General features: G+C 50.5%; 22 protein-coding genes and 1 tRNA gene. 16 read left to right on the forward strand and 7 right to left on the reverse strand.

Going from position 1 to position 20,512, the window contains the following annotated elements; translation table 11 throughout:
• Window positions 1-72: 72 nt before the first annotated feature.
• The 9 genes from codY to thrS all read left to right on the forward strand — a co-directional run bounded on the left by codY (window position 73) and on the right by thrS (window position 9,622).
• Window positions 73-855, forward strand: a complete 783-nt coding sequence (gene codY, locus Q5911_RS08455; protein ID WP_076778068.1) for a GTP-sensing pleiotropic transcriptional regulator CodY — start codon at window positions 73-75, stop codon at window positions 853-855.
• Between the two features lie 73 nt (window positions 856-928).
• Complete coding sequence (locus Q5911_RS08460) at window positions 929-1,228, forward strand: hypothetical protein (protein WP_076778066.1); 300 nt, start codon at window positions 929-931, stop codon at window positions 1,226-1,228.
• Between the two features lie 126 nt (window positions 1,229-1,354).
• The gene (locus Q5911_RS08465; protein ID WP_033125856.1) at window positions 1,355-1,639 is read left to right on the forward strand and encodes a co-chaperone GroES; all 285 of its coding nucleotides are present in this window, start codon (window positions 1,355-1,357) and stop codon (window positions 1,637-1,639) included.
• A gap of 67 nt (window positions 1,640-1,706) precedes the next feature.
• On the forward strand, window positions 1,707-3,326 hold the full coding sequence (groL, locus tag Q5911_RS08470) for a chaperonin GroEL (RefSeq protein WP_076778064.1): 1,620 nt from the start codon (window positions 1,707-1,709) through the stop codon (window positions 3,324-3,326).
• A gap of 130 nt (window positions 3,327-3,456) precedes the next feature.
• Window positions 3,457-3,951 carry a DUF6106 family protein gene (locus Q5911_RS08475; RefSeq protein WP_076778062.1) on the forward strand — a complete coding sequence of 165 codons (495 nt, stop codon included), beginning with the start codon at window positions 3,457-3,459 and terminating at the stop codon, window positions 3,949-3,951.
• Window positions 3,952-4,042: 91 nt separating this feature from the next.
• On the forward strand, window positions 4,043-5,497 hold the full coding sequence (gene guaB, locus Q5911_RS08480) for an IMP dehydrogenase (RefSeq protein ID WP_076778060.1): 1,455 nt from the start codon (window positions 4,043-4,045) through the stop codon (window positions 5,495-5,497).
• Window positions 5,498-5,572: 75 nt separating this feature from the next.
• Window positions 5,573-6,607, forward strand: a complete 1,035-nt coding sequence (locus Q5911_RS08485) for an aldose epimerase family protein (RefSeq protein WP_076778058.1) — start codon at window positions 5,573-5,575, stop codon at window positions 6,605-6,607.
• An 85-nt stretch (window positions 6,608-6,692) separates the two neighbouring features.
• Window positions 6,693-7,385 (forward strand): peptidoglycan recognition protein family protein, encoded by a 693-nt coding sequence (locus Q5911_RS08490; protein ID WP_076778056.1) that lies wholly within the window; start codon window positions 6,693-6,695, stop codon window positions 7,383-7,385.
• 485 nt (window positions 7,386-7,870) lie between these two features.
• The gene (thrS, locus tag Q5911_RS08495; protein WP_303182380.1) at window positions 7,871-9,622 is read left to right on the forward strand and encodes a threonine--tRNA ligase; all 1,752 of its coding nucleotides are present in this window, start codon (window positions 7,871-7,873) and stop codon (window positions 9,620-9,622) included.
• Between the two features lie 120 nt (window positions 9,623-9,742).
• On the opposite strand, the gene Q5911_RS08500 is transcribed toward thrS, so the two are convergent.
• Window positions 9,743-9,937, reverse strand: coding sequence for a hypothetical protein (locus Q5911_RS08500; RefSeq protein WP_076778052.1), 195 nt, complete (start codon window positions 9,935-9,937; stop codon window positions 9,743-9,745).
• A 156-nt stretch (window positions 9,938-10,093) separates the two neighbouring features.
• Window positions 10,094-12,094 (reverse strand): NAD(P)/FAD-dependent oxidoreductase, encoded by a 2,001-nt coding sequence (locus Q5911_RS08505; RefSeq protein WP_303182381.1) that lies wholly within the window; start codon window positions 12,092-12,094, stop codon window positions 10,094-10,096.
• 248 nt (window positions 12,095-12,342) lie between these two features.
• On the opposite strand from Q5911_RS08505, the gene Q5911_RS08510 reads away from it, so the two are divergent.
• The 4 genes from Q5911_RS08510 to Q5911_RS08525 all read left to right on the forward strand — a co-directional run bounded on the left by Q5911_RS08510 (window position 12,343) and on the right by Q5911_RS08525 (window position 15,388).
• Entirely contained in the window at window positions 12,343-13,128 is a 786-nt protein-coding gene (locus Q5911_RS08510; protein WP_303182382.1) for a shikimate kinase, read from the forward strand.
• Window positions 13,128-13,637, forward strand: coding sequence for a YqeG family HAD IIIA-type phosphatase (locus Q5911_RS08515; protein ID WP_076778046.1), 510 nt, complete (start codon window positions 13,128-13,130; stop codon window positions 13,635-13,637). Before Q5911_RS08510 ends, Q5911_RS08515 begins: the two co-directional genes overlap by 1 nt.
• A gap of 84 nt (window positions 13,638-13,721) precedes the next feature.
• The gene (efp, locus tag Q5911_RS08520) at window positions 13,722-14,279 is read left to right on the forward strand and encodes an elongation factor P (protein ID WP_076778044.1); all 558 of its coding nucleotides are present in this window, start codon (window positions 13,722-13,724) and stop codon (window positions 14,277-14,279) included.
• A gap of 185 nt (window positions 14,280-14,464) precedes the next feature.
• Window positions 14,465-15,388, forward strand: a complete 924-nt coding sequence (locus tag Q5911_RS08525) for a DUF5688 family protein (protein ID WP_076778042.1) — start codon at window positions 14,465-14,467, stop codon at window positions 15,386-15,388.
• A 61-nt stretch (window positions 15,389-15,449) separates the two neighbouring features.
• On the opposite strand, the gene Q5911_RS08530 is transcribed toward Q5911_RS08525, so the two are convergent.
• A tRNA-Arg gene (locus Q5911_RS08530) sits at window positions 15,450-15,521 on the reverse strand.
• Window positions 15,522-15,676: 155 nt separating this feature from the next.
• Between Q5911_RS08530 and Q5911_RS08535 the strand changes: the two genes are divergently transcribed.
• The 3 genes from Q5911_RS08535 to Q5911_RS08545 all read left to right on the forward strand — a co-directional run bounded on the left by Q5911_RS08535 (window position 15,677) and on the right by Q5911_RS08545 (window position 17,421).
• Window positions 15,677-16,327 (forward strand): hypothetical protein, encoded by a 651-nt coding sequence (locus tag Q5911_RS08535; protein ID WP_303182383.1) that lies wholly within the window; start codon window positions 15,677-15,679, stop codon window positions 16,325-16,327.
• A 63-nt stretch (window positions 16,328-16,390) separates the two neighbouring features.
• Window positions 16,391-17,098 (forward strand): AzlC family ABC transporter permease, encoded by a 708-nt coding sequence (locus tag Q5911_RS08540; RefSeq protein ID WP_303182384.1) that lies wholly within the window; start codon window positions 16,391-16,393, stop codon window positions 17,096-17,098.
• Window positions 17,089-17,421, forward strand: a complete 333-nt coding sequence (locus Q5911_RS08545; RefSeq protein ID WP_226395567.1) for a branched-chain amino acid transporter permease — start codon at window positions 17,089-17,091, stop codon at window positions 17,419-17,421. Before Q5911_RS08540 ends, Q5911_RS08545 begins: the two co-directional genes overlap by 10 nt.
• Window positions 17,422-17,436: 15 nt before the next feature.
• Here the strand turns inward: Q5911_RS08545 and Q5911_RS08550 are convergent, their stop codons facing one another.
• The 4 genes from Q5911_RS08550 to Q5911_RS08565 all read right to left on the reverse strand — a co-directional run bounded on the left by Q5911_RS08550 (window position 17,437) and on the right by Q5911_RS08565 (window position 20,328).
• A complete protein-coding gene (locus Q5911_RS08550) occupies window positions 17,437-18,258 on the reverse strand; it encodes a hypothetical protein (protein ID WP_076778033.1) in 822 nt (273 codons plus the stop codon).
• Window positions 18,252-18,953: an ABC transporter ATP-binding protein gene (locus Q5911_RS08555; protein ID WP_076778031.1), complete on the reverse strand. Its 702-nt coding sequence runs from the start codon at window positions 18,951-18,953 to the stop codon at window positions 18,252-18,254. Before Q5911_RS08555 ends, Q5911_RS08550 begins: the two co-directional genes overlap by 7 nt.
• Window positions 18,954-18,955: 2 nt before the next feature.
• Window positions 18,956-19,324: a GntR family transcriptional regulator gene (locus Q5911_RS08560; RefSeq protein ID WP_076778029.1), complete on the reverse strand. Its 369-nt coding sequence runs from the start codon at window positions 19,322-19,324 to the stop codon at window positions 18,956-18,958.
• A gap of 107 nt (window positions 19,325-19,431) precedes the next feature.
• Window positions 19,432-20,328, reverse strand: a complete 897-nt coding sequence (locus Q5911_RS08565) for a deoxyribonuclease IV (RefSeq protein ID WP_303182385.1) — start codon at window positions 20,326-20,328, stop codon at window positions 19,432-19,434.
• Window positions 20,329-20,512: the final 184 nt, after the last annotated feature.

The raw sequence follows: 20,512 nt of genomic DNA on the forward strand, positions 1-20,512 counted from the left end.
TAAATTAACAGAGGATTGTTGATATTTCCAGAATTGTATGATAATATATTCAACAAAGGATGGAGGTTGCGTATGAGTGTACAATTATTAGATAAAACAAGAAAAATCAATAAATTACTGCACAACAATAACTCCAGCAAGGTTGTCTTTAATGATATCTGTGAGGTGCTGACAGAAATCCTGGATTCCAATGTCCTAGTTATCAGCAAGAAGGGGAAAGTGCTTGGTGTCAGCAGGTGCAGTGGTGTAGGTGTGATCACGGAACTGATCAAAGGAGAGGTTGGATGCCACATAGACGAGATGCTCAATGAGCGTCTGCTGAACATCCTTTCCACAAAAGAGAATGTCAATCTGGAGACGCTGGGATTTTCCCAGGAGACAGCCAAGGGCTATCAGGCGATCGTCACCCCCATCGAGATTGCGGGAGAGAGACTGGGAACTCTGTTTATCTACAAACAGGGCGAATACTATGAGATTGACGATATCATTTTAAGTGAATATGGAACGATGATCGTAGGATTGGAGATGCTCAGGTCCGTCAATGAAGAAAATGCGGAGGAGACCCGCAAAGAACACATTGTCCAGTCAGCTATCAGCACACTGTCATTCTCAGAGCTGGAAGCCATCATCCATATCTTTGATGAACTGGAAGGCACGGAGGGCATACTGGTTGCCAGCAAGATCGCTGACCGCGTGGGAATTACAAGATCTGTTATTGTAAATGCGCTGCGCAAGTTCGAGAGTGCCGGCGTGATCGAGTCCAGATCATCCGGTATGAAGGGAACATACATTAAAGTAGTCAATGACTACGTATTTACAGAGCTGGAAAAGATCAAAGCTGAGAGAAATAAGTAGAAAACTGCAGAACAAACGAGAAAGAGAAAGGGTATCGGGAAACTGATGCCCTTCTTTTCGGAAGGAGGCTGTTATGTACGAGGGAAGCACTGCAATACTGAAGATGCTCCATGTCTATCTGGAGGGAGAGCTGATGGACGAAAACGAGTACAGGTGCAGGATCACAGAGTATGATCCGGAGAGAGAATATATGTATATGACACTGGAAGAGGGGGATCTGACAGGCATTTCCCTGGATGCGGAGTACGACTGCCGGATCTGCGAGGAAGATGTCAGCTGCCAGGGGTCCGTCAGGGAGCGGTATTTCGACAAAGAAGGGAGCCGGCTCGTCTTTTCTGTGGAAAACGGATTTTATAAAAATAATCTAAACTAAAATAAAGTGTGTTGACAAAATAAAAAGAGAGTGCTATTTTATTACTAGAGTTTATTAGCACTCTCTTTTTAAGAGTGCTGACAAATATATATTTTATATATTGATAGCTTAAAGGAGGAACCATTCATGAAATTAGTACCATTGGGAGACAGAGTTGTATTAAAACAGTTAGTTGCTGAAGAGACGACAAAGTCCGGTATCGTTCTGCCGGGACAGTCCAAAGAGAAACCCCAGCAGGCAGAAGTGATCGCAGTAGGTCCTGGCGGAGTGGTAGACGGCAAGGAAGTAGAGATGCACGTGAAGGAAGGACAGCAGGTTATCTACTCCAAATACGCCGGAACAGAAGTGGAACTGGACGAGGAAAGCTACATCATCGTAAGACAGAGCGATATCCTTGCAGTGATCGAGTAGAAAGCGGCATATCATACAGAATATAAGCACAGAAACTTAAATCGGAAAAACAGGAGGATTGATTATCATGGCAAAGGAAATCAAATACGGAGCAGACGCCAGGGCAGCGCTGGAGTCAGGCGTAAACCAGCTGGCAGATACAGTAAGAGTGACACTTGGACCTAAAGGAAGAAATGTTGTCCTCGACAAATCGTTCGGCGCACCTCTTATCACAAACGACGGTGTGACCATCGCAAAAGAGATCGAGCTGGAGGACGCTTTTGAGAATATGGGCGCACAGCTCATCCGTGAGGTTGCCTCCAAGACAAATGATGTGGCTGGTGATGGTACTACAACAGCTACTGTACTTGCGCAGGCAATGGTACACGAGGGGATGAAGAACCTGGCAGCAGGAGCCAACCCCATCGTGCTGAGAAAAGGTATGAAGAAAGCTACAGATAAAGCGGTAGAGGCCATCCAGGGCATGAGCAGCAAAGTAACAGGCAGAGATCAGATCGCAAGAGTAGCAGCTATTTCAGCCAGCGACGACGAAGTAGGCGAGATGGTAGCAGAGGCTATGGAGAAGGTTTCCAACGACGGTGTTATCACTATCGAGGAGTCCAAGACAATGAAGACAGAGCTGGATCTGGTAGAAGGTATGCAGTTCGACCGTGGATATGTATCTGCTTACATGTGCACAGACATGGATAAGATGGAGGCTAATCTGGAAGATCCATACATCCTTATCACAGACAAGAAGATTTCCAACATCCAGGAGATCCTTCCGCTGCTTGAGCAGGTTGTGCAGGCAGGTGCAAGACTCCTCATCATCGCTGAGGACGTGGAGGGCGAGGCTCTCACAACACTGATCGTAAACAAACTGCGCGGTACATTCAACGTGGTAGCTGTCAAAGCTCCCGGATATGGCGACAGAAGAAAAGCCATGCTGGAAGACATCGCTATCCTGACAGGCGGACAGGTGATCTCTGACGAGCTTGGACTGGATCTGAAAGAGACAACACTGGATCAGCTTGGACGTGCAAAATCCGTAAAAGTTCAGAAAGAGAATACAGTCATTGTAGACGGACTTGGAGAGAAAGACGCTATCCAGGCACGTATCGCTCAGATTAAAGCACAGATCGAGGAGACAACATCTGACTTTGACAGAGAGAAATTACAGGAGAGACTTGCCAAACTGGCAGGCGGCGTTGCAGTAATCCGTGTAGGAGCTGCCACAGAGACAGAGATGAAAGAGGCAAAACTCCGCATGGAGGACGCTCTTGCAGCTACAAGGGCAGCCGTTGAGGAAGGTATCATCGCAGGCGGCGGTTCCGCATACATCCACGCTTCCAAGGAAGTGGCAAAACTTGCTGACACGCTGGAAGGTGACGAGAAGACAGGTGCAAACGTAGTGCTGAAAGCTCTGGAGGCTCCTCTGTTCCACATCGTTGCCAACGCCGGACTGGAAGGCGCTGTCATCATCAACAAAGTAAGAGAGTCCGAGCCTGGCCAGGGATTCGACGCATACAAAGAGGAGTATGTGGACATGGTGAAAGCCGGAATCCTGGATCCTGCAAAGGTTACAAGAAGCGCTCTGCAGAATGCTACAAGCGTGGCATCTACACTGCTGACAACAGAGTCTGTTGTTGCAAACATCAAAGAAGAGGCTCCTGCAGCACCGGCAGGCGGCGGAATGGGAATGATGTAATCTCTTCCCCTCTTGAAAGAAATATGAAAATTTAGAAAACTCCCTTAGGGGAGTTTTCTTTTTGTATTTGGATGTGCTATAATGTCCACAGGTATATTCTGCCTGAGAAACTGACATTGGAGGAAGAAAGATGGGTGACTTCTATACAGAACAATTGATCAAAAAGAAGACCGACGGAAAGGATATAGCGATAAAAATTCTGCTGATCGTGCTGACAGTAATCAGCTTTTTTATCGCTTTTTTATTGCCCCTTTTAATTCTTGTGCCCATACTGTTCATCGTGGCCGACGTATTTCTGTTCAGAAGGATGGATGTGGAGTATGAATACATCTACATCAATGGGGATCTGGATATCGACAAGGTGATGCACAAGGAGCGCAGAAAGCACATGCTCTCTGTAAATGTGAAAGATGTGGAGATGCTTGCTCCGGAGGGAGCCTTCCAGCTGCAGTCCTACAAAGCAGGAAAGATCTATGATTACAGCAGCGGCATTCCCTCTGCCCCGAATCGCTATGTACTTGTATTTACAAGATCCGGGGAGACATTCAAGGTACTTTTTGAGCCAAACAGTGATCTGGTGGAGGGATTTTTCCTCATGGCTCCGAGAAAAGTAGTTCGGAAATAATCGGAATAATACGGGAAAAGTTGTTGACAAAGACGGCTGTCTTTGGGTATGATAGCAGTTAAACATAACAAAAGAAAGAGAGGAATAAACGATGGGTAAAATTATCGGAGAGGGAATTACATTTGACGATGTACTGTTAGTGCCTGGATATTCAGAGGTGATTCCGAATCAGGTAGATCTGTCAACATATCTGACAAAGAAGATCAAACTGAATATCCCCATGATGAGTGCCGGCATGGACACAGTCACAGAGCACCGCATGGCCATCGCCATGGCTCGCCAGGGCGGTATCGGTATTATTCATAAAAATATGTCTATTGAACAGCAGGCGGAAGAGGTGGACAAGGTAAAGCGTTCAGAGAACGGTGTTATCACTGATCCATTCTATCTTTCCCCGGAAAATACACTGGCAGACGCCAATGAGCTGATGGGCAAATTCCGGATTTCCGGTGTCCCGATCACCGAGGGCAGAAAGCTGGTAGGTATCATTACCAACCGTGACCTGAAGTTTGAGGAAGATTTTACAAAGAAGATCAAGGAATCTATGACATCTGAGGGACTGATCACTGCAAAAGAGGGGATCACCCTGGAGGAAGCCAAGAAGATCCTTGCCAAGGCCAGAAAAGAGAAATTACCCATTGTTGATGATGATTTTAACCTGAAAGGCCTGATCACCATCAAAGATATAGAGAAGCAGATCAAATATCCGCTGTCTGCCAAGGACGGACAGGGACGCCTTCTGTGCGGCGCTGCCCTTGGAATTACAGCTAACTGCCTCGAGAGAGCCCAGGAGCTTGTGAACGCCAAAGTAGACGTTGTGGTGCTAGACTCTGCCCATGGACACTCTGCAAACGTGCTGCACACCATTGACATGGTTAAGAGCAAATTCCCGGATCTGCAGGTTATTGCAGGTAACGTGGCAACAGGCGCAGCTGCTGAGGCGCTCATCAAGGCCGGCGCTGACGCTGTCAAAGTCGGTATCGGACCTGGATCCATCTGTACCACACGTATCGTGGCCGGTATCGGTGTGCCTCAGATCACAGCGGTTATGGACTGCTATGAGGTGGCGGACAAGTACGGCATCCCGATCATTGCCGATGGAGGTATCAAGTACTCCGGCGACATGACAAAGGCCATTGCCGCAGGCGCCAATGTATGTATGATGGGAAGCATCTTTGCAGGATGTGACGAGAGCCCGGGAACTTTCGAGCTGTTCCAGGGAAGAAAATACAAAGTATACAGGGGCATGGGATCCATTGCAGCCATGGAGAACGGAAGCAAGGACCGCTACTTCCAGGAGAACGCCAAGAAGCTTGTTCCCGAGGGCGTAGAGGGCCGTGTGGCATACAAGGGAACCGTGGAAGATACGGTATTCCAGCTCATGGGCGGACTCCGGTCCGGTATGGGATACTGCGGAACATCTACCATTGAAGAGCTGAAGACAAATGCACGCTTCATCAAGATCTCAGCAGCATCCTTAAAGGAGAGCCATCCCCATGATATCCATATCACGAAGGAAGCTCCCAACTACAGCGTGGACGAATAAAATAAAAATAATTATAAAATTTCAGGACGAAGCCTGCCCTCTGGGCGGGCTTCTGACAGATAGGGGGAAAGGACCATGACAGAGACATTTGGGAAGACATCCGCAGGGTGGGAGACTGCTCTGTACACACTGGAAAACAAAAACGGCATGCAGATCGCGGTTGCAGATTACGGCGCCACCCTGGTAAAGGTGCTTGTGCCGGATCGGGAAGGAAAGCTGGTCGACGTTGTTCTTGGCTATGACGATGCGGCCGGATATGAAACCGGAGACAAATTTTTCGGAGCTATCGTGGGAAGAGTGGCTAACCGCATTGGCGGCGCCTCCTTTGAGCTGAATGGCAGGACCTTCCAGCTGGACAAAAATGACAATGGAAACAATCTCCACAGCGGCATGGACTTCTTCAGCAAGCGGATGTGGAAGGTGGAAGAGTACGGGAAGGATCACATCGTGCTGAGCCTTCACAGCCCGGACGGAGATCAGGGATACCCGGGAGAAGTGGATATCACAGTCACCTACACCCTGACAGAGGACAATGAGGTGAAGATCCACTATCACGCTGTGCCAAAGGCGGACACACTTCTCAATATGACCAATCACAGCTATTTTAATCTTGCAGGACAGAGCTCCGGCACCATCCTGGACCAGGAGGTGTGGATCGATGCGGACGCCTACACAGAGGCGGACGCCCAGTCCATCCCCACAGGAGAGATCACACCGGTGGAGGGAACTCCCATGGATTTCCGGGAGGGCAAAGAGATTGGCAGGGATATAGAGGAAGATTACCAGGCTCTGAAGTTCGGAGGCGGCTACGACCACAACTGGGCGCTGAACGGGACCGGTTTCCGGAAGGTGGCCAGCCTGAGCTGCGGACAGAGCGGCATATCCATGGAAGTGAACACAGACCTTCCGGGCATGCAGCTCTACTGCGGCAATTTCCTTGCGGGAGATGTGGGAAAAGGCGGCTGCGCTTACGGAAAGAGGAGCGGTGTCTGCTTTGAGACACAGTATTTCCCGGACGCTGTGCACAAAGAAAATTTTGCCGGACCGGTGGTGAAAGCCGGGGAGACATACGACACCACGACCAGCTATAAATTTATATCCGGCAGATAAAATTTATAAAATCATAAGTAAGTCTTCACATTTTCTTTCTCTGAATATGATAGAATGAACAGGTAGAAAAGTTGGAGATCGTGTAATGAGCAGCAGAACCCGAAGAATAAAGAAGAGAAAGACAAAAGTACAGCATCAGAGACAGATGAAAAAATACTGGAAGGCAGGGCTGATCATTCTGACAGCCCTGCTTGCCGTTCTGGCGGTTGTCCGGGTAGTCCGCCCCCAGTGGCTGGGCGGCGGATACATAGAGTATGAAAATGAAAAGGTGGATGCATCCAAGCCGAACATAGACGTGGAGCTCTTGACAGTCAATCCCTACTCCAGGCCGGGAGACGCCACCGGGCGGATCAACGGGATCGTAATCCACTATACAGCCAACCCGGGCTCCACTGCCATGGATAACCGGAACTATTTTGAGGGGCTGAAGGACAGCCATGAGACCCAGGCCAGCAGCAATTTTATTGTGGGACTGGAGGGGGAGATCGTCCAGTGCGTTCCCACCTGGGAGGTTGCCTACGCTTCTAATTCCAGAAACATTGACACCGTGTCCATCGAGTGCTGTCATCCGGATGAGACAGGACAGTTCAATGACGAGACCTACCGATCCATGGTTCAGCTCACAGCCTGGCTGTGCCTGAAGTTCGGGCTGGATGAAAATGACGTGATCCGCCACTATGATGTGACAGGTAAGAACTGCCCCAAGTATTTTGTGGAGAACGAGGACGCCTGGGACCAGTTCAGGGCGGATGTGGGAGAGGCCATTGCCCGTACCTAGGGCGGAAGAGTCTTTTCCGGGATAAAAAGATTGACTTTTTCCGCCAGATGGATATAATAAAAAATAGCTGGCAGGTTCACGGCATGGACAGCCGGCAGATAGCAGAAAACAATCTCAGACAGGAAAGGCAGAGACGGAAAAGAGTAATCCTCCGGAACTATCCAGAGAGAGGGACAGTATGCTGGAAGTCCCTTATAGCAGATGGACGATGAAAACCATTCCCGAGCTGCACTGCAGAACAGCGGAAGACACAGATAGGGATCTGGGTCAGACCGGCCGAGTAAGCAGTGACGCAGCCCGCGTTAAGGGACAGGATTTTATTATATGGAAATCCTTTTGAGTGAAAAATAAAGGTGGAACCGTGCAGAGAAATGATGCACCCTTGCAGAGGACGAAAGAAGCAGTCCCGGCAGGGGTGTTTTTGATTCTGGAAAAGTCCTCTGGAATGCTGTCTGGATGAAAGCGAAGAAAGGAGAAGAAAGACTATGAAAGTAAGTATGAAAGACGGATCTGTTCAGGATCTGGCATTCACAGACGAAGTGGGACAGGAGGCGTTCCGCCACACCACATCCCACATCCTTGCACAGGCAGTGAAACGTCTCTGGCCGGACACAAAATGTGCCATCGGACCGGCTATCAAAGACGGATTTTACTATGACTTTGAATTCAGCTTCCCGTTCACCACAGAGCATCTGGCAGACGTGGAAAAAGAGATGAAGAAGATCGTGAAAGAGGCCCTTCCCCTGGAGAGAAGCGCAGTCAGCAGAGAGGAAGCCTTAAAGCTTATGGAGGACAGAGGAGAGCCCTACAAGGTGGAGCTTATTGAGGAGCTTCTGGAGGGTGAAGAGATCAGCCTCTACAAGCAGGGAGAGTTCGTGGACCTGTGTGCAGGCCCCCACGTGTCCAATACAAGCGTTGTGAAGGCCTTCAAGCTCCAGAGCGTGGCAGGCGCCTACTGGCACGGGGATGAGCACAACCAGATGCTGACAAGGATCTACGGAACTTCCTTCCCCAAGGCGGCCGAGCTGGACGAGTATCTGGCAAAGATCGAGGAGGCAAAGAAGAGAGATCACAGAAAGCTGGGCAAAGAGCTTGGACTTTTTGCCATCATGGAGGAGGGGCCGGGCTTCCCGTTCTTCCTTCCGAAGGGAATGGTGCTCAAAAACCTTCTCATTGACTACTGGAGAAAGCTGCACACAAGAGAGGGCTATGTGGAGATCTCCACGCCTATCATCCTGAGCCGCCATCTCTGGGAAAACTCCGGACACTGGGATCACTATAAGGACAATATGTACACTACAGTCATCGATGATGAAGACTACGCAGTAAAACCTATGAACTGCCCCGGCGGCATGCTGGTATACAAGGTAGAGCCCCGCTCCTATAAAGATCTGCCCATGCGGGTGGGTGAGCTGGGACTTGTGCACCGCCACGAGAAATCCGGACAGCTCCACGGCCTGATGCGTGTGCGCTGCTTCACCCAGGATGATGCCCACATCTTTATGACAGAGGACCAGGTCCAGGATGAGATCAAGGGTGTGGCAAGACTGATCGACGAGGTGTACTCCAAATTCGGCTTTAAATACCACGTAGAGCTCTCCACAAGGCCCGAGGACAGCATGGGTACGGACGAGGAGTGGGAGATGGCTACAAACGCCCTCAGAGGCGCTCTGGAGTCCCTTGGACTGAACTATGTGGTGAACGAGGGAGACGGCGCTTTCTATGGACCGAAGATCGACTTCCATCTGGAGGACTCCATCGGAAGAACATGGCAGTGCGGAACCATCCAGCTTGACTTCCAGATGCCCCAGAGATTTGATCTGGAGTACACAGGAGCAGACGGAGAGAAGCACCGCCCCATCATGATCCACAGAGTGGCATTTGGTTCCATTGAGCGGTTTATCGGTATCCTGATTGAGCACTATGCCGGAAAATTCCCGGTATGGCTCTCACCTGTGCAGGTGAAGATCCTTCCGGTTTCTGAGAAGTTTGCTGACTATGCAGAGAAGGTGTCTGACGCGCTGAAGGCCGCGGGCGTCCGTGTGGAGACAGACGACAGAAGTGAGAAGCTGGGCTACAAGATCCGCAGCGCCCAGATGGAGAAAGTTCCCTACATGCTCATCGTCGGCGAGAAGGAAGTGGAGGGAGAGTGCGTCTCCGTCCGCAGAAGAGACGAGGGTGACATCGGCAGCATGAGCGTGGGTGAGTTCGCAAAGCTTGTGCTGGAAGATAAATAATAAGCGCAGATAAAAGAATAAACGTCTAAAAAGAAAAACGGACAAGGGCACATGCGGAGGGATTGACCTCCCACATGTGCCCTTGTCTCTTCTTTTATGCCGTAAAAGGTGTCTGCGGCGCTAGTCCATCATAACCATGTGGGCGATGGAGGCTGCGTCGTCAGAGTGGCTCTGACGGCAGATCAGGATGCTGTAGATGTAGTCCTCATCCAGCTCCAGGGCCTGGCTGATCTGCTTTATGGTCTGGCCTGAATCGTTGAGGGCCAGCACCTGCTCTATTTCTTTTGTGACCTGTTCCAGTGTTTTTGATGCCATTGGTGTATCCTTTCTCTGTCTGTTTTCGTTCTCTATTTTAAAAGAAAGCGGTGGAAATGTCCAGAGGTAACGATGTGGCATTTTGTGAGATGGATATAGTGAAATCTGGGGCAGGCGTGAACTCGTATGAGCAACGTCTGTCCCGGAGAGTGCGCTCTACAGGTATCCCAGTCTGTCTAATGTGGCAAGCACCATGTGGCGGCCTGCGTCGGTTCCGTCTATGATGCGGCGTGCCCGCACGGAGTCACCGATGTTGAGGATCTCTGTGTCTTCACCCTCGAAGCCTTCCGCAATGTCGTTCCAGAGGGGCGCGTGAGCCTTCATGCCAAGGCATACAAAGCCGTAGTCGAATGGCAGCTCCTCCTCCTGGCCATCGCGTTTCACGGTGAAGGAGTGGGGGTTGACTTTCAGCAGAGCTGTGTTCACAAGCTGTGTCACGCTGTGCTTTTTCATGCACTCCTTCATGCTGGAAGTGGTGGAGGCATCCAGACCCTTGCCGATGACGGGCATCATTTCGATAATAGTTGTCTCAGCGCCTCTGGGGGCGAAGAATTCTACTACGTCAAGACCTACCGCGCCGCCGCCGATGACGATGACCTTCTTGCCGGTCATGTCTTTGTCAAAGGCCGGGATGTCATCCATCAGATCTTTGATACCGTACACGCCTGTATCCTCTTTGCCCAGGTTCTCGTGAAGTCCCTCGATAGGCGGAAGAAGCGGTACAGAGCCGGTGGCGTTTACAACCAGGTCTGGGCTGTAGGATTTGATCATATCCACAGTCACGTCCACACCTGTCTTGATGGTCAGGTTTTTAAGGCTCTCTGCCCGGTGCTTCAGGTATGTCGGGAAATCTGCCAGACGTTTCTTGGCCGGAATTCTGGAGATCTCCACGGAAAGTCCGCCTACATGATCCTGCTTTTCCAGAAGTGTGACGTGGCAGCCCACTTCAGCAGCTGTGCAGGCAGCTTCCAGTCCGGCTGTGCCGGCGCCCACAACAACGACATTGCAGGGTTTGTTCACTTTCTGTTTTTTGTAGGCCTCTCCGTTAATGAGGTCCGGATTTACGGTACAGCGCAGCGGCTTGTTGCCTCCGATACGGTTGCCCACGCAGCCGATGTTGCAGGAGATACATTTGCGGATGTCCTCCACATTGCCGTATCTTGCCTTGTTGCACCAGTCAGGATCTGCGATCAGTCCGCGGCCCATGCCGATCAGGTCTGCGTCGCCCCTTGCCAGGATGTCCTCTGCCACCTGAGGATTGCGGATGTTTCCAATGGCAATAGTAGGCTTGTGGAACTTATCCCGGACAGCCTTTGCCATGTAGGAGCGCCATCCGTCCTCTAAATAGTTGGCGTCGATCTGGTACTGGATGGAAGGGTTCAGGGCAGAGGAGGTGTCGAACATGTCCACGCCGTCATTTAAGAACTCCAGGTACTCCAGGCAGTCCTCTACTGTGTTTCCGCCCTCTACCAGCTCGTCCACGCTCAGACGGAGGGAGATCGGCACTCTCGGACCAACTGCTGCACGGACTTCATCGATGACCATGCGGCAGAAGCGTGCGCGGTTCTCGGCACAGCCGCCGAACTCGTCTGTACGGTTGTTCATGGTAGGTGAGAGGAACTGGCTGATCAGGTAGGAGTGTCCGGCGTGGATCTCCACCATGTCAAAGCCTGCGTTTACTGCACGGCGTGCAGCAGCGCCATAGTCCTTTGCAATGCTCTCAAGCTCTTCTCTTGTCAGCGGGCGTGGCTCTTCGCCGCCTTCTTTGGAAGGAAGATTGGAGGCGGAGACAGGCTGCATGCCGATCCTTGAGGACATGGCAGAAGCGCCGGCGTGGTTCAGCTGTACACCCATGCAGGCACCGTACTTGTGACAGGCCTCCGTCAGATTGAAAAGGCGGGGGATGTAGCAGTCCTTGTCAATGCGCAGCTGGGTTGTTCCGTTGGAACCCTCCGGATATTTTACACATACATTTTCTACGATGATGAGACCTGTGCCGCCTCTTGCGCGCAGCTCATAGTATTTGATGTGTTCATCACTCAGCTCTCCTGTATGCCCGGCAAAGTCGCTTCCCATGGGCATCATGACAACACGGTTCGGGAGTGTCATACCGTTGATCGTGAGGGGGCTGAAGATGTGTTTGAAGTTGTTCTTCATTTGATTTACCTCCGTTAATGTAGTTTTTCAGATAAGCAGACCTTCGCTATAACAACAGTATAAAACATTGTTAAAGATAAAACAAATTCATGTTTTTGTGCCGGATGATAGAATATGTCTATGGTTTCTGGAGAAAGATGGAAATTGGACGTAATAAGCGCGTTTTTCGCCTGTTTTCGTTGAAAATCAGCATGTATTTTGCTATAATATAAAAATGTATTTTTAAAAATGATCAGGAGAGAAAAGCCATGAACGACTTGGAGATGTATCGCGAGCAGCTTGCGCTGTGCGATGATAAGATTATTGATGCACTGGTAGAGAGAAACGCTATAGTTGAGAAGATCATGGCGTACAAGGAAGAGTACGGTATGCCGATCCTCCAGCCCCAGCAGGAGGCGAAGCAGGCAGCGCGCCTGAAAGAAAAGCTGGGGGACAATAAATACAGAGAAGAGATCTACGATGTCTTCCGGCGGATCAACCGCAACAGCAAGCGTATCCAGGCAAGGAAACTGTTTGACTACAATATCATCCTTATCGGATTTATGGGAGCCGGCAAGACGACCATCTCCGATTACCTGAGCACCATGTTTGCCATGAACATCGTGGAGATGGACCAGGTGATCGAGGAGCGGGAGGAGATGAGCATCCAGGATATTTTCGCTACATACGGAGAAGAGTATTTCCGTGAGCTGGAGACAAGCCTGCTCATCGAGATGCAGTCCCGGAAAAACACAGTGATCTCCTGCGGCGGCGGTGTGGCCATGCGCGAGAGAAATGTGGAGGAGATGAAAAAGAACGGCCGGGTTGTCCTGCTCACCGCAAGTCCGGATACTATCTATGAGAGAGTAAAAGACAGCAGGAACCGTCCTGTCCTCAACGGCAGGAAGAATGTAGAGGGGATCTCTGAGCTGATGGAGCAGCGCCGGGAGAAATATGAGGCGGCGGCTGACGTTGTGGTAAACACAGACGGAAAGACTGTGCTCCAGGTGTGCGAGGAGATGATCCAGAAACTGACGGAGATGGAAGAGAAATAATGCTTGATCGATTTTTTCCCGACAGATATGTGGCTTCCACATATGTGATCGATTTTGAAAAACTGTATGAAGAGGGTGTGCGCGGCCTGATCTTTGACATTGACAACACGCTGGTTCCCCACGGGGCGCCTGCGGACGAGCGGGCTGTCCGCCTGTTTCAGAGGCTCAAAGATATCGGGTTCAGGTGCTGCCTGATCTCCAACAACCAGGAGAAGCGGGTGAAGATGTTCAACGAGCCCATCCAGGTGGACTATGTTTACAACGCCCATAAGCCCTCTGTGAAAAACTACATCCGGGCCATGGAGATCATGGGTACAGACCGGGAGAACACGGTGTTCATAGGAGACCAGCTCTTTACTGATGTGTGGGGAGCAAAGCGGGCGGGGATCCCCAATATCCTTGTAAAACCCATCCATCCCAGGGAGGAGATCCAGATCGTGCTGAAGCGCTATCTGGAGAAAATCGTGCTCTACTTTTACAGAAAGAGCCTGAATGGAAAAAAAGGTTGAAAAAAGCACCAGAGTATTATAAAATGGAACAAGTGAAAAAGAAGGACATGTGCTATCTAAAGGTACAGTTTAAGGAGGATTATAATGGTTTCAGCAGGAGATTTTAAAAACGGATTAACTGTGGAGATCGAGGGAAACATTTATCAGATCCTTGATTTCCAGCACGTAAAACCTGGAAAAGGAGCAGCTTTTGTTCGTACAAAATTAAAAAATATCATCAACGGCGGCGTTGTCGAGAAGACATTCCGTCCTACAGAGAAGTTTGAGACGGCTCATATCGACAGAAAAGATATGCAGTATCTGTACTCAGACGGAGACCTCTACAACTTCATGGATATGGAGACATTTGACCAGCTGGCTGTCAACGCAGATGTTGTAGGTGACTCCCTCAAGTTTGTAAAAGAGAACGACACTGTAAAAGTGATCTCTCACCAGGGCAATGTATTTGCCATTGAACCGCCTATCACAGTAGAGCTTCGCGTGACAGAGACAGAGCCGGGTGTGAAGGGAGATACAGCTACAGGTGCTACAAAGCCGGCTATCGTGGAGACAGGGGCTCAGATCATGGTTCCTCTGTTCGTAAATCAGGACGATGTGCTGAAGATCGATACACGTACAGGAGAGTACCTGTCCAGAGTTTAATCTGCAGTTTGAAAAGTAAAAGAATGACGAAAAAGCCTTGCATTTTGTGCAGGGCTTTTTTATAATATAAGTCACCATAATATTCATTCCGGTGAAGCCGGGTCAGACCATTCTGGATATCTGTTTTCAGATCAGCCTGTTTCAGGCAGCATTTCACAAAAATAGCATGCAGGGAAAGGAGAACTATGTCGTATGAACAGTTTGTAGAGCAGATGGAAGCAAAATTGAGAAGCAGCCTGGACGGGGGCAGGTCTCTTGGTGTCAGGCAGGTGACAAAGAACAACGGAAAAAAGAGGAAGGGGATCGTATTTAGTGAGCCCGGGATCAATGTGTCCCCCACCATCTATCTGGAGGAATACTATGAGAGGTATAAGCGCGGGTATTCTTTTGAACAGCTGGCGGATCAGATCATGTGCCTGTACAGCCATGTCCGCATGGGGCACTCCTGGGAGGGCGAATTTGTGACAAAGTATGCCAATGTGCGGGCAAAGCTGATCTATCAGCTGATCAACAGAGAAAAGAACAGGGATCTCCTTGCGCAGGTGCCCTACATCCCCTATCTGGACCTTGCTATTGTCTTTTATGTGCTGGTGGATATGAAGGAGGATGACCGGATTGCCACCATGCTTGTGAGAAACGAGCACCTGGGATGGTGGAAGGTCACCAGGGAGGAGATCTATGAGGAGGCCTGCGCCAACACAAGAAGACTCCTGCCGGAGGAGTTTACAACACTGTACGCTCTTTTGGCAGGGGTGGAGGGGGAGGATATCTCACCGGACCTGGATGAAACGAAGGGGTACAGCATGTATATCCTCACCAACTGCATCCGGAATTTCGGGGCAGCGGCAGTTCTCTACCGAGATGTTCTGAAGAACATAGGAGAATATCTGAAGGAGGATTTCTACGTGCTCCCCAGCAGCATCCATGAGATGATCATTGTGCCGGACAGCAGTGCGCCCTCCTGGAGGGAGACGGCCATGATCGTGAAGGAGATCAATGAGACCCAGGTGAGGGAGGAGGAAGTTCTCTCGGATATCCCCTATCATTATAAGAGAAAAGAAGGAAGGCTGCGTCTGCCTGTGTGGGAGATGGACAGGGCAGAGAGCTGACTTTGGTCCTGACATCTGAGGAATAAAAAAGAGGAACAGCTGATCTTGCTGTTCCTCTTTACGTCTCTGACCAGAGTCGAACTGGCGCACCTGCCTCCGGAGGGCAGTGCTCTATCCACTGAGCTACAGAGACAAAAAGTATAATACCATATCTGTAGGGAAAATACAAGGGGGAAAACGAAAAAACTGTCCCCGGGACCTGCCTTGACTTTTTAAATATTTGCTAGTATCATTTGTAGTGCCCCTTGTCTGCCGGCAACTGATGATCACACAGTAATGGAGGTTGTCATGAAAAGAAAAAGAAAAGAAGGCAGCCAGGGCGCGGGGAACAGCAGATCCACAGCAGCGATGCTGCTCTGTGTGCTGCTGGCCGTGACCGCTGTAGCTGCCGGAACTCTTTACGCAGGGGAGAAATCTGCAAAGGATGACAAGGCCCAGGCCGTGTCTGTCCAGAATGAAGACGTGCAGACAGTGAACGAAGGATGGCAGGAGGCAAAGGACAATCCTCTCCGGGAGGAGACAGACTCCGGGATCACAAAGGCAGTTCGGAAATACTATGAAGAGAGAACTGCGCAGAGCCCGTTTGCGGAAGGGTATGAAAATTTGAAGACCTACACGAAGCGGGGGAAGTACAAGGACACATATCTGGCATTTGTTCGCTATGATATGAAGATAAAGGATATCTACACCATGGCCCCCGGACTGGAGATCCTCTATATAGAGCCGGATGAAGAGACGGGAGAGCTCTGTGTGGGGGAGGAAATGCCGGACCAGGAGACCCGGGAGGCAGCGCAGCTTCTGGCATCCCAGGAGGATGCAGGGCAGCTGATGACAGAGGTACAGGCAGCTTATGACGGAGCAGTGGCGTCGGATGCCATTCTGGCGGAGGCGCTCTCTGATCTGGAGGAAGCCTCAGAAGCCTCAGCCGGGCAGCAGTAGAGCGCCAGGCTCTGGCCGGTGGGGTATATACAGAAATACAGAAAGATAAAGGACGCACAAAGTATGAGAGGATACAGACATGCATTTCGGAAGGCGTTCCCGTATACAATACCTGTGTTGACAGGGTATCTGTTTATCGGGATCGCCTTCGGTGTGATGTACGCAGAGAAAGGGTATAATTTTTTGTGGGCCATGCTGATGAGCCTTCTGGTGTATGCAGGCTCAGGGCAATATCTGGCAGTGAACTTTTTCGTGCCGGGTATTTCTTTTGTGCAGGTCATTTTTATGACGCTGATGGTGAATGTGAGACATATTTTCTATGGGATTTCCCTTCTGGACAGGTTTCATTCCATGGGGAAAAAAAGATGGTACATGATCTTCGGGCTGACAGACGAGACATATTCCCTGCTCTGTACGACAAAAGTGCCGGAGGATGTGGATGAGGAGAAGTTTCTTTTTGCTATCTCCATCATGAATCAGTCCTACTGGGTCATCGGGTCTGTCATCGGTTCTCTTGCGGGGACTCTGATCCCCTTTAATTCAGAGGGGATCGATTTTGCCATGACAGCTCTCTTTGTGGTGATCTTTGTGGAACAGTGGATGGATAAAAAGAACAGGGTGCCGGAGGTGATCGGCGTGGCAGCGGCTTTTGCCTGCCTGCAGATCTTCGGGGCGGACAATTTTGTGCTGCCTTCCATGCTCCTTATCGTCCTCCTGCTTTTTGTGGGACGGACACGCCTTGAGAGAGGGGGGGAGAAAGTATGCCGTTAAGCGTTGGAATGTCGCTGCTCATCATACTGGCTGTGGCATTGACCACTTTTGCCACCAGAGTGGTTCCTTTCCTTATTTTTCCGAAAGGGAAGGAGATACCGGATGTGGTGCAGTACCTTGGGAGGGTGCTGACGCCGGCTGTCATCGGCATGCTGGTGGTGTACTGCCTAAAAACAACGCCGGTGCTCTCGGCCCCGTACGGGATACCGGAAGCAGCGGCGGTGCTGGTAACCGCAGGGCTCCACGTATGGAAGAGAAATAATCTTCTCAGTATCGGAGCCGGTACGGTGCTCTATATGTTTCTTGTGCAGGCGGTCTTTTAAAGGCCGCCTGTTATTTTATGAGAGATTGACCTTCCGCTTCATAATGAAGTAGGAAAGAAGATAGAGGATGACGGCTATGGCAACGGAAATGCCGAAGCTGATGTTCAGTATATCCATCATATATCCGGCAAGGTCAATGGATTCCGGGGTGGTGGATGAGTTCATGGCGATACTGTCACTTAAAATGCCCTGCACACCCATGATTACAGTGGAGGCGATGGCGATGACCGTGGTGATGACAAAGTAGGATACCACGGATCCCAGTACCTTGTGTCCGTTAAAGAGCTGTCCCAGGACAACGGAGGCCTCGATGGTGATCACATTGCCCACGGCGCTGACTATGGTGAGGACTGCCATGTAAAACAGGAAGAAGTTAAAGTCTCCCTGGCCCTGGAAGCCCAGCAGCCGGATGAACTCATCCCAGTGTGCGCTTAACGGGTCTGTTATGATCGGGATGGCCAGCAGGATGTAGGCGCAGACATAGATGAGCAGCATGTCGATGACGCACCAGATGCTCCCGGAGATGGTCTTGGAAAGAAGGTGCATGCCCTTGGTTACAGGAAGGGTGTTGGTAAGATATCCCTCGTCCGAGAACATATTTTTGTAAAACCGTACGGCAATGACAATGTAGGTCCCGTAAGACACGCCGGCAAATATGATAATGTACACGACAAAAGCAAGCGTCAGAAGAAGCTCGTTGAGTTCGTCTGACTCAAAATCCAGCCTTCCTGTCAGGAAGATGCGTCCGAACACGGAGGCTGCCACCAGGAAAATATGGATGATGACAAGAAATTTTGTGGTGGATTTTAAATCGTATCTGATCAGTTTTCCTAGCATCTGAATACCTCCCTGAATAAAGCGTCCACGGATTTTCCCTGGTTCATCCGGATCTCATCCACCGTTTGGTTCAGCACGATCTGCCCCTGCTTCAGGAAAAGCACCCGGTCCAGGATGTTCTCGATGTCTGTGATGAGATGGGTGGACAGAAGGATGGTAGCGTCCTCGTTGTAGTTGGTAAGGATGGTCCGAAGGATGTAGTCCCTGGCAGCGGGGTCCACGCCTCCGATGGGCTCATCAAGGATATAGAGGCGGGCATCCCGGCTCATGACCAGGGCAAGCTGCACCTTTTCCTTTGTCCCTTTGGAGAGCGTGCGCATCCTGGCGTTTACGTCGATCTCCAGGTCTGTCATCATATGGCATGCTCTGTCTGTAACAAAGTCCTCATAGAAATCCGCAAAGTAGGAAATCATGTCCTTGATCTTCATGGCAGGATCCAGATAGCTGCGCTCCGGCAGGTAGGAGACGATTTTTTTTGTCTCCACGCCGGGAGTCATGCCGTCTACAAGAACCATGCCTTCTGTGGGAACAAGGAGATCGTTGATAAGCTTGATCAGCGTACTCTTCCCGCTTCCGTTAGGTCCAAGGAGCCCTACGATCTGGCCGGGGGCCAGCGCCAGATTCAGATTGGTGAGGGCGTAGTACATGTTGTTGTATTTTTTGGAAAGCCCCTTACATTCCAATATCGGCTTCATAATCAGTGTTCCTCCTTTACTGCTTCCTGGATCAGGGAGAGTGTCTCTTCGTCCCGGAAGCCAAGACTTCTCATTTTCTCAAAGAACTCCGCTATATGGCGGGAAGCCTGTTCTTTTTTCATCTCTTTGAGCATCTGTTCATCCTCCGTGATAAAACGTCCGCTGGTCCGCTGTGCATATACAAGTCCGCTGCGCTCCAGTTCGGATAAAGCCTTCTGCATAGTGTTGGGGTTGACTGCGGCTTCTACCGCCAGGTCCCGCACAGAAGGAAGCTTGTCGCCGGGTTTGTAGACGCCCGATATAATGTCCTGCTGGATCCTTTCCATGATCTGCAGGTAGATGGGGCGGTCGTTATCTAAGTCCCATGGCATGTGATCACCTCACTTTTCTTGTGGAGTTTTCGGGATGTTAAGATTGAATGTATTATCTATGTAGTACAATAATACATTTAAGTGAAAATGTCAAGAAAAAAGCCGGACTAAACGCCGGCGATCTTCTCCAGAAGATCCGGATCAAAGGTCTTCTGTCTGAGCATTTCGATTTCATATTTATAAGGGGCAAAGGATTTCTTGGCCTGTGTGGGTGAGGGGACGTAGGGCGTCTCCAGGATCTTGGGCACATCCTGGAAATCCGGATGATGCACAATGTAGTTCAGGGCTTCAAAACCGATCTGCCCGAAACCAATATTGGCGTGTCTGTCCTTTGAGGCTCCTGCCGGATTTTTGCTGTCGTTGATGTGGAAGACAGCGATCTGGTCTTTGCCGATGAGACGGTCAAATTTCTCTATGACGCCGTCAAAATCGTGGATGATGTCATAGCCGCTGTCGCTTGTGTGGCAGGTGTCAAAGCAGACCCGGAGCTTGTCGCTGCATGTGACGCCGTCGTAGATGCGGGCCAGCTCCTCAAAGCTGCGGCCGATCTCGGATCCTTTCCCGGCCATGGTCTCCAGGGCAATGTACACCGGAGTGTCCGGTGTCAGGATATGGTTCAGCCCGCGGATGATCTGGGCAATGCCTGCGTCCACTCCGGCGCCCACATGGGAACCGGGATGCAGGATGAGGACCTGGCTGCGGCATGCGGCGGTGCGCTCCAGCTCCAGGGCCAGGAACCGCTCTGCCAGCTCGTATGTCTCCGGCTTCACTGTGTTGGCAAGATTGATGATGTAGGGAGCATGGACAATGATCTCCTCTATGCCGTGCTCCTTCATGTAGTCCCAGGCGGGCTCTATGTTCAGCTCGCTGATCTCTTTCCTTCTTGTATTCTGGGGTGCGCCTGTGTAGAACATGAATGTATCCGCGCTGTAGGAGACGGCCTCCTTCGCGGAGCCAAGGAGCATGTCCTTTCCGCTCATCCCCACATGAGAACCTATCTTCATATGGAATATCCCTCGTTTCTGAAAAGTCTTCTGTCAGATCCCCGGATTGCTGCGATGACTGTCCGGGCCTGGCAATGAGGGTAGCACACCTGGGCGCAAAATGCAAGCCTGCGCGGCCCGGTATATAGGAAAGAAGAAAACCAGAAAAAAGTGCAGAATATAAAAAACAGGATATTGAGAGAAA

This window comes from Lachnoclostridium phocaeense, from assembly GCF_959599685.1.
Lineage (GTDB): Bacteria > Bacillota > Clostridia > Lachnospirales > Lachnospiraceae > Claveliimonas > Claveliimonas monacensis.

What these genes read in the sequence shown, in the direction of transcription:
- Q5911_RS08460 (WP_076778066.1), top strand. Translation starts at nt 929, where the DNA reads ATGTACGAGGGAAGCACTGCAATACTGAAGATGCTCCATGTCTATCTG.
- Q5911_RS08535 (WP_303182383.1), top strand. Translation starts at nt 15,677, where the DNA reads ATGAAAAGAAAAAGAAAAGAAGGCAGCCAGGGCGCGGGGAACAGCAGA.
- Q5911_RS08565 (WP_303182385.1), bottom strand. Translation starts at nt 20,328, where the DNA reads ATGAAGATAGGTTCTCATGTGGGGATGAGCGGAAAGGACATGCTCCTT.
- Q5911_RS08560 (WP_076778029.1), bottom strand. Translation starts at nt 19,324, where the DNA reads ATGCCATGGGACTTAGATAACGACCGCCCCATCTACCTGCAGATCATG.
- Q5911_RS08555 (WP_076778031.1), bottom strand. Translation starts at nt 18,953, where the DNA reads ATGAAGCCGATATTGGAATGTAAGGGGCTTTCCAAAAAATACAACAAC.
- Q5911_RS08540 (WP_303182384.1), top strand. Translation starts at nt 16,391, where the DNA reads ATGAGAGGATACAGACATGCATTTCGGAAGGCGTTCCCGTATACAATA.
- Q5911_RS08515 (WP_076778046.1), top strand. Translation starts at nt 13,128, where the DNA reads ATGCTTGATCGATTTTTTCCCGACAGATATGTGGCTTCCACATATGTG.
- Q5911_RS08510 (WP_303182382.1), top strand. Translation starts at nt 12,343, where the DNA reads ATGAACGACTTGGAGATGTATCGCGAGCAGCTTGCGCTGTGCGATGAT.
- groL (WP_076778064.1), top strand. Translation starts at nt 1,707, where the DNA reads ATGGCAAAGGAAATCAAATACGGAGCAGACGCCAGGGCAGCGCTGGAG.
- Q5911_RS08475 (WP_076778062.1), top strand. Translation starts at nt 3,457, where the DNA reads ATGGGTGACTTCTATACAGAACAATTGATCAAAAAGAAGACCGACGGA.
- Q5911_RS08545 (WP_226395567.1), top strand. Translation starts at nt 17,089, where the DNA reads ATGCCGTTAAGCGTTGGAATGTCGCTGCTCATCATACTGGCTGTGGCA.
- Q5911_RS08500 (WP_076778052.1), bottom strand. Translation starts at nt 9,937, where the DNA reads ATGGCATCAAAAACACTGGAACAGGTCACAAAAGAAATAGAGCAGGTG.
- codY (WP_076778068.1), top strand. Translation starts at nt 73, where the DNA reads ATGAGTGTACAATTATTAGATAAAACAAGAAAAATCAATAAATTACTG.
- Q5911_RS08525 (WP_076778042.1), top strand. Translation starts at nt 14,465, where the DNA reads ATGTCGTATGAACAGTTTGTAGAGCAGATGGAAGCAAAATTGAGAAGC.
- Q5911_RS08490 (WP_076778056.1), top strand. Translation starts at nt 6,693, where the DNA reads ATGAGCAGCAGAACCCGAAGAATAAAGAAGAGAAAGACAAAAGTACAG.
- Q5911_RS08505 (WP_303182381.1), bottom strand. Translation starts at nt 12,094, where the DNA reads ATGAAGAACAACTTCAAACACATCTTCAGCCCCCTCACGATCAACGGT.
- Q5911_RS08485 (WP_076778058.1), top strand. Translation starts at nt 5,573, where the DNA reads ATGACAGAGACATTTGGGAAGACATCCGCAGGGTGGGAGACTGCTCTG.
- Q5911_RS08550 (WP_076778033.1), bottom strand. Translation starts at nt 18,258, where the DNA reads ATGCTAGGAAAACTGATCAGATACGATTTAAAATCCACCACAAAATTT.
- efp (WP_076778044.1), top strand. Translation starts at nt 13,722, where the DNA reads ATGGTTTCAGCAGGAGATTTTAAAAACGGATTAACTGTGGAGATCGAG.
- Q5911_RS08465 (WP_033125856.1), top strand. Translation starts at nt 1,355, where the DNA reads ATGAAATTAGTACCATTGGGAGACAGAGTTGTATTAAAACAGTTAGTT.
- guaB (WP_076778060.1), top strand. Translation starts at nt 4,043, where the DNA reads ATGGGTAAAATTATCGGAGAGGGAATTACATTTGACGATGTACTGTTA.
- thrS (WP_303182380.1), top strand. Translation starts at nt 7,871, where the DNA reads ATGAAAGTAAGTATGAAAGACGGATCTGTTCAGGATCTGGCATTCACA.